Consider the following 6,861-nt stretch of genomic DNA (forward strand, 5'->3'; position numbering starts at 1 on the left):
ACGCCGTAATCAGCAGGGTACTTATCGAAATCAAAACCAACTTTTAAGATGTAATCATCAAGTTTGATTACTGCAGTACCTGAATGATCAGAATCTAATTTAAGCGTTTGAACTTCATAGGTAGATGGAGTGATTGCAGGGATAGCAACAGGCGGTTTGTATTCAGTTGAATCAGGGTTATATGCGAATGCAATAACACCTGTAGTGAACAAGCCCGCAAGTGCTGCGACTTTAATAAAGCCAAAAGGCTGTACACTATGTGTAACAGCAGGGTTGATGGATTGAGGTTTTATGTTCATACTTATCTCACTCTGTAGAGTAAAAGCCCCTCTCCGTCGAAAGCTAGGGGTTTTTTATTAGCTGGTGAAAAATAATTTAGTATTTACTAAATACAATGTCAATAGTATTCACTAAATATTTAGTGAAATAATTTAGTTTTATGCTTTAATAGACAAAAGAAAACCACTCAATAGGTGAGTAAATGAGTCTAGGAAATGAAATACATGAATGGCGTAAGCAGATTGTTGAAAAATTACTGCTAAATGGTGTAAAGCCTGAAGATTTGGAAAAGCAGGTAAGCGCTGCACAAAAACTTATTTATGGAAGCTACATTGATACTGTGGTGATTGAATGCCCACTTAAATTTAAGGATGAGTTAAAAGCCACTCTTTTGGAGTTTTCACAAAAGAATGGCTGCCATGTGATTTCTAAGGTCAATCGCTAGATAAGAGACGACCTCCAGCAAGTGGCTTGTTATGTGTGCGCTCCTCATCACATGCTTCTTCAATTTCTGCATGTGATTCTTTATAGGCTTGAACCCAATCAGATGCAGTAGTTTTTTAATTGGCAAGTTTTGATTTAGTAAGCTCTAACGCTAGAGCTTCTATAATTTCAGGTTTCATATTTCCTCCGATATTTATGAATGCTTGAGATCAATGTTGGTGTAGAGTCTTAGCTTCATAATATCAGAGGGGGTATGGATTTTTAAAAAGAAAACCCTGCATATAGCAGGGCGACGAGATAGATTTTACTTAGTTATTATAGGTTATCCTTCAGTAACCTTGTTGGTGATTGTAGGTTCTAGGTGTTACAGGTAAATAAAAACCCACGCGGGGTGGGTTAAGGGAGTTTGCTAAATCATGAAAATTGTAATCATACAACCAAATAAACTTGAGGTTGAAACAATTGCTCAAGCAATTAGAAAAAACATCAATTCTTGCTCGTTGAAAAAGCTCCAAAACTATAAGAGCTAACATCAGAGAGACGAATGGATATAGCTGCAGCATCGGAGTCTTCGGATGGCAAGAAGACAGATCCTGATATATACCTAGCATTCTTTAAATATAGAAATTTTTGGCAGTAAGAATCTGGAATTTTTTCAATATCTTCTTCCGTTAAATGATCCTTAATTGTGCCATCTTCGTTAAAAAAATCTTTCTTTTCAATATTTAAAGCATCATGAATTGGCTTAAAGATAGCGTTTAAATTTAAATTGTAAAACTCTTCTTCCCCTATCATTATTCCACTTATTAATTGGCCTGATACATTAAGAGTAATTGGGATTTGGTATCCATTATCAGGGTTGTTGGTCAAGTTGCTTAATAAATGTAAGTAAATATTAGTATTTCTATCGCGCTTTTGGCTCATCTTTTCATCTCCACCCGATCCAAAGGACTGCGTCGGGTTCGCAGTTTATAAAACCATTGAACCCCAACAAAAAGCCACCAGTACAAGTAGCACCACCAGTTTCATGTAGTCAAATTTATTCATTTTTAAATTCTTCTCTAAAATTCATTCACCCAACACGATCTTAGGGTTGTGTTGGGTGAATAGTTTTTTATTTAAGACAAACTTCTTTATATACAGTACCAATGTCTCTATGTATGTTTATTTTTACAGCCTCTGAAGAATTACGTAAGTCAAAACTACCTTGATATACAATAGATTTCTTTGAGCAGTTAACTTTTATCTTATGGGGTATTTTTAAGCTCAATCTATTGCCTCCCGTTTCATATTTTACAAGTAGCGTTCCATCAGGCCGTTTTTCAATATTTTCATCAATCCTAACAACAGAGCCAGCAGCTCGATTTTCTTCAGTAGAAATATCTTTCCAAGGTTCTGCATTTACCTGTGGTGTAATTATCAAAATATAAATTAGTAGACTTTGAATTCTCATTTATTTATCCAAATACTTCTCTAAAAATTCATCTATCCATTCTTGCGCTACATCAAGATTTGTTATATCCGCCAACTTTAGACTGGTTTCTTCCGCTTCGTTAAAGCCCTCAATAATGACTTCAAAGATATTCGCTTCATTAATCACTTCACGCGCCATTTCAGCAGGGTCATAGCTTTGCTTGGCTTTTTTAAGTGAAGTAATCTGCTTATCAATACCTTCGCCAATTTTACCTAATGCTAATTTGAATTCTTGGCGATTAATTGTTAGAGAGGTTTTTGATTTATTTAGTGTTGCGATCATTTTGTGTGCCTTATTTGGGATTTTGACCATACTTATGGTTTAACCAATGCCAACTCCAATCGACCGACAAAATTAATTTCATTAAGCTGATCATTTGTAATAAATTCATCTGGATATCGATTTTTATCAGGGTTGTCACTGGTAAGTTTTACGGTTTTAGATACAGCATAACTTACAAATACTCTTTTCATACGCAACTCGTGATTATGGGTGAACACATAAACACTTCCACTTTTAAGCGCATTAGGATCCTTATCAGATACATCTACAAACAAAGGACTATCGGGTGCTACGGTTGGATACATACTGTATTCTGTTGAATAAATAATTCGTAAATTCTTTGGATTTGTTTGAATCCCCATAATTTTTAAAATATATGGATCAATCTCGAGATATTCACTTACATCCTCTAAGAAGTTTTCTATACCTGAGCCACAAGAAGCCTTCACATCCTTATAAACAGGGATTTGAACATTAGAAGCTTTACCTCTGGATTCAGCGCTCTTAAATTCAATTGGTGAAATAAAAATTCCAGTATCCTGTTTGGTGTCTAAATTTGGATCATTTTTACTTTCTAGATCCAGTAATCCTATCTCCCAGCCAACTTTGTTTTCAAGATTTCGCGCAGCACGCTCACCAAAGCTCCCATGACCATTTATAAGTTGTGAGATATGACTAGGGTTTAAATCATAATGTTCACAGAAAGCTACATCATTCTTAAAACCTTTACTTTTAATTTCAGCATCTATGGCTGTGCGCAAATTTGTGCGTCTTAAAGCTACTTTATCCATATTTAGTATTTCATATAGTTTTTAGTAAAAAGTAAATTCATAAACACTAAATTAAATTTGACATGTTTGATAATTAAAATTAGTATTTACTAAATATTTTACATAAAGGTGGAAATATGACTCAAACCAACACCGAACAACTCAAAAGCTACTTTATGAACTTGAGCGCTGATGAAAGGGTTGAGTTCGCCAAAAAATGCTTAACCACAGTTGGTAATTTGCAACAAATAATTTATGTCAATAAAAAATGTGGAGCACCGCTCGCAATCCGAATCGACAAAGCAAGCCAAGGAAAAGTGTCTTGTGACCAACTTTGCCCTGATGCTGATTTCAACTATTTACGTGGTACGCAGATTAGAAAAGTGTCTAGAGAGCAATCAATATTACCATCAGCCTAGGAACCATCATAAGCAAAGTATTAACCTTTGTTCATAAGAAATAAACGTGAATAAAAACAAGGATTCACATATGGAAATCTGTAAAGAGACAAAAACAGCTCTTCATCAAATGATCAGACACTCAACAGGTATAACGCCAAAGGAAATTGCTGATCTGACTGGCGACTCGCATAACACGATTTGCAACTACGCAAATATGAATATGCCAGACCACATGCCGAGTTTAAAAAAATTTGAAGCAATGCTGATGTTTACTCAAAACCCAGCGGTTCTAAAAGTATGGGCTCACAAGTTGGGTTTTGTTTTAGTACCGGTAGGTGCAGATGGGGAACGCCATCGAGAAATGAATGTTCTTGAAGCGATGATGCTCACGAATGTCGCAAGCGGAAAAGCAAATCAAAAAGTGTATGAGGTTCTAGAGGACAACATTGTTACACCTCAAGAATACGAAGAAGCACACATTATTTTTCAACGAATTATTGAGTGTGCTACAGCAGCAGACAAGGCTTTGCAAAAACAGGCTGAAAAATATATTTCAGTAAATCAAAAAGAAAAAGCCTGATGGGTGAGAACAGGCTTTTAGTAATTCAAAACTTCAGAAGGTATTGAATATGAAATCAAATATATCAAAACATCCATGCCAAGGCAAATGTACTGATTTTAAAGAAGAGCAGTGTAAAACGTGTTTAGTGCCTGAAAGTGCGCAATGCGCCGTGACTACGACTTTGAATCAAAAATATATCAAAGGCGATGTAGTTGCATACATGAACCACATTGAATTTGATGATTTGCACACAGTTGAAGCATATCAACCTGAAAATCATTACTGGCTGGACAACGGACAACTTGTTTATGAATCATGGATTCGATCTGCGACGGTAGCGGAATTAGATGCGAACCGTCGTTTAAGTGAATCTGAGTTGGCGATGGCGGAGGTTTCATGAGTAGTTTTCACAACAATCAAGAATTTCAGAACGCCAGAAGCACTCAGTCATTTTACGAGCCAGCTTTAAAAATTCTAAGCGAAATGATGGAAGTCAAAATAGCAACTCTACAGAAGCGCAACCACAACATTGGAAATGCAATGGTTTCTAAAGTGGAGTTTATGAATGAGTTAGCAAGACGTTTGCGAATAAGTCAGTGGAATGCTCAACAAATCATTTCAAGTTTAGTTAAATCAAATTCGGTAATTGCGAGCGTTGGTTTTGTAAAACCCAAGGCAGGTGAAGCATGAAAAAGAAACAAGATATTAGTGTTTCACCAGCACCGATTGAAACGATCATCCCATTGCTTGATCCAGTGCGTATTTACACCCCGAAAGAACTTGCTGCCATGCCTCTGTCACAAATGAACGAAGCAATCGAAGCCCAAGAGAAGTATTTTATTCTTGAGCACACAACACGCATGGGGGGGGCTGCTATAGCCATCAGAAGCTCATTGCAAAATGGCGGTTGCTTGGTTCAAGTCAAAGAAAAGTCACGTACACGCTACAAGCTGAACAACGAGTTCATAGAGCCTCGGATTGTGCATCAGCTGGCGAAGCGCGGTTTAGTGAATTTAGGGGGTGCTAAGTGAGTAAATTTGTACCGAACTCATTCCAAGTGCCTAATGCCTTTGTTGACGAGGTTTTATCCAAGATCTCTGACGCTTCGTGCAAACTGTACCTTGTGATTTGCCGTAAAACACGTGGCTGGAATAAAGAGATGGATTCAATCTCTTTAACCCAGTTTGAGGAGATTACAGGCAAGACTCGCCCAACAGTAATTAAGTGTCTACGTGAGCTAATCAAGGTTGGATTAGTTGTGGAATTAAAAAGCACGTTCCACGGAAATACTTATAAATTAGGTGAAGAAACTAGCATTGGATTGGTTGTTAAATTCCCTAGTAAAAATATTTTACTAGATGAAAAACAGCCAAATGCTAGTAAAAATTCTTTACCTTTGCTAGTAAAAAATTTTAACTACACTAGTAAAAATATTTTACCACTGCTAGTAAAAAATTTTTACACACAAAGTATCACTATCAAAAACAACTCTACAAAGAATAAAAAAATAAATAAAAAAAGTGAGAGTGTTTCTGAAAAACCAAAAGCAATAGAGCGAACTTCATTTGATCCAAAGTCAGCTGAATTACCAAATCTGGTTAATCGTGATTTGTGGAACCAATTTGTTGAAATGCGAGTAGGGATTAAAAAACCGCTCACTGAAAACGCCGTAAATCTGATCTTGAAAAAACTTGAATCATTCGGAGTTTTAGCAAATCAATCTTTGGAAAACTCAATCATTGGAAATTATCAGGGAGTTTTTCAACCGAAACAGCAATTCCAATCAAATAACCCATCTGTAAACAACAATCGCAATGTGAACGATGCGTGGGCTAATCGCCAGCAATCAGATGAACCGTTTTACGGAACTGTTGAAATTCCTGAGGGCTTCGTATGAACGCAATGACAATGATTTCAAAAAAATTCCCTAAGTCTGAAATCGCATGTCTTGAACATGGAGTGGCAAAAGTTCAGGTAGGTCCTGAATTGATTTGTCCGAAATGCGCGATAGCTCTGGTGAACTCCAACAACGCAAATCGACAAGATGAGGTGAACAAAGCAGTGTGCAAAAAACACATGGATGGAGCAATGATTCCTGAAAGACATGCTAAATCAACTCTGTCGAATTATTTAACCAAAACCCAAAGACAGGCTCATACCTTACAAATCTGTGTGAATTATACCCAACAAATTATTAAAAATTTGAATGGAAATTTGATCATGGTTGGATCAACTGGCACTGGTAAAACACACCTTGCATGTGGTGTTGCTAAAACTCTCTTAAAAAACGGTTTAAAGGCTCGTTACATCACCAGTGAGGAAATTGCAAACCGAATCATGAAGGCTTGGGATCGTGATACCAGGGATCAATCTGAGGAATCTGTAATTTATGATTTTGCGCAGTATGAGTTGCTAATTGTTGATGAATACGGACTGCATGACCGCGATAAACGTACAGAGCTAGTACACAAGGTTTTGACTGAGCGATATGACTTAAAAAAACCAACCATGTTGATTTCAAATTTTACACTTGAGCACCTGCAGAAAGATCTAGGTGATCGGTTGTGGTCTCGTTTTCAGCATGATGGCTTAACGGTTGTTGAGTGTAATTGGGCTGATCAACGAATGGGTGGTGGGGTTCTATGAATG

At 36.8% G+C, this 6,861-nt stretch carries 12 protein-coding genes and 1 pseudogene; 8 read left to right on the plus strand and 5 right to left on the minus strand.

Features of this window, described 5'->3' with window-relative positions; all coding sequences use genetic code 11:
- Positions 1 to 299: pseudogene (locus tag EXE10_RS19680) on the minus strand (hypothetical protein); the annotation flags it as partial.
- 182 nt (positions 300 to 481) lie between these two features.
- On the opposite strand from EXE10_RS19680, the gene EXE10_RS19685 reads away from it, so the two are divergent.
- Entirely contained in the window at positions 482 to 724 is a 243-nt protein-coding gene (locus EXE10_RS19685) for a hypothetical protein (protein ID WP_213073867.1), read from the plus strand.
- Between the two features lie 485 nt (positions 725 to 1,209).
- On the opposite strand, the gene EXE10_RS19690 is transcribed toward EXE10_RS19685, so the two are convergent.
- The 4 genes from EXE10_RS19690 to EXE10_RS19705 form a co-directional block, all read right to left on the minus strand.
- Positions 1,210 to 1,647 carry a hypothetical protein gene (locus EXE10_RS19690; protein ID WP_130114490.1) on the minus strand — a complete coding sequence of 146 codons (438 nt, stop codon included), beginning with the start codon at positions 1,645 to 1,647 and terminating at the stop codon, positions 1,210 to 1,212.
- 190 nt (positions 1,648 to 1,837) lie between these two features.
- Positions 1,838 to 2,176, minus strand: a complete 339-nt coding sequence (locus tag EXE10_RS19695; protein ID WP_130114491.1) for a hypothetical protein — start codon at positions 2,174 to 2,176, stop codon at positions 1,838 to 1,840.
- Complete coding sequence (locus EXE10_RS19700) at positions 2,177 to 2,479, minus strand: hypothetical protein (RefSeq protein ID WP_130114492.1); 303 nt, start codon at positions 2,477 to 2,479, stop codon at positions 2,177 to 2,179.
- 32 nt (positions 2,480 to 2,511) lie between these two features.
- Positions 2,512 to 3,270 carry a S24 family peptidase gene (locus EXE10_RS19705; RefSeq protein WP_130114493.1) on the minus strand — a complete coding sequence of 253 codons (759 nt, stop codon included), beginning with the start codon at positions 3,268 to 3,270 and terminating at the stop codon, positions 2,512 to 2,514.
- 116 nt (positions 3,271 to 3,386) lie between these two features.
- On the opposite strand from EXE10_RS19705, the gene EXE10_RS19710 reads away from it, so the two are divergent.
- The 7 genes from EXE10_RS19710 (at position 3,387) to EXE10_RS19740 (ending at position 6,858) form a co-directional block, all read left to right on the plus strand.
- Entirely contained in the window at positions 3,387 to 3,668 is a 282-nt protein-coding gene (locus EXE10_RS19710; RefSeq protein WP_130114494.1) for a YdaS family helix-turn-helix protein, read from the plus strand.
- Positions 3,669 to 3,738: 70 nt separating this feature from the next.
- Positions 3,739 to 4,230 (plus strand): phage regulatory CII family protein, encoded by a 492-nt coding sequence (locus EXE10_RS19715; protein WP_068974397.1) that lies wholly within the window; start codon positions 3,739 to 3,741, stop codon positions 4,228 to 4,230.
- A gap of 49 nt (positions 4,231 to 4,279) precedes the next feature.
- Positions 4,280 to 4,612: a hypothetical protein gene (locus EXE10_RS19720; protein ID WP_130114495.1), complete on the plus strand. Its 333-nt coding sequence runs from the start codon at positions 4,280 to 4,282 to the stop codon at positions 4,610 to 4,612.
- On the plus strand, positions 4,609 to 4,902 hold the full coding sequence (locus EXE10_RS19725) for a hypothetical protein (RefSeq protein WP_130114496.1): 294 nt from the start codon (positions 4,609 to 4,611) through the stop codon (positions 4,900 to 4,902). Before EXE10_RS19720 ends, EXE10_RS19725 begins: the two co-directional genes overlap by 4 nt.
- Positions 4,899 to 5,243 carry a hypothetical protein gene (locus EXE10_RS19730; RefSeq protein ID WP_130114497.1) on the plus strand — a complete coding sequence of 115 codons (345 nt, stop codon included), beginning with the start codon at positions 4,899 to 4,901 and terminating at the stop codon, positions 5,241 to 5,243. Before EXE10_RS19725 ends, EXE10_RS19730 begins: the two co-directional genes overlap by 4 nt.
- The gene (locus EXE10_RS19735; protein ID WP_130114498.1) at positions 5,240 to 6,109 is read left to right on the plus strand and encodes a replication protein; all 870 of its coding nucleotides are present in this window, start codon (positions 5,240 to 5,242) and stop codon (positions 6,107 to 6,109) included. Before EXE10_RS19730 ends, EXE10_RS19735 begins: the two co-directional genes overlap by 4 nt.
- Positions 6,106 to 6,858 (plus strand): ATP-binding protein, encoded by a 753-nt coding sequence (locus tag EXE10_RS19740; RefSeq protein WP_130114499.1) that lies wholly within the window; start codon positions 6,106 to 6,108, stop codon positions 6,856 to 6,858. Before EXE10_RS19735 ends, EXE10_RS19740 begins: the two co-directional genes overlap by 4 nt.
- Positions 6,859 to 6,861: the final 3 nt, after the last annotated feature.

This window comes from Acinetobacter sp. WCHAc060033 (genome assembly GCF_004209125.1).
Lineage (GTDB): Bacteria > Pseudomonadota > Gammaproteobacteria > Pseudomonadales > Moraxellaceae > Acinetobacter > Acinetobacter wuhouensis.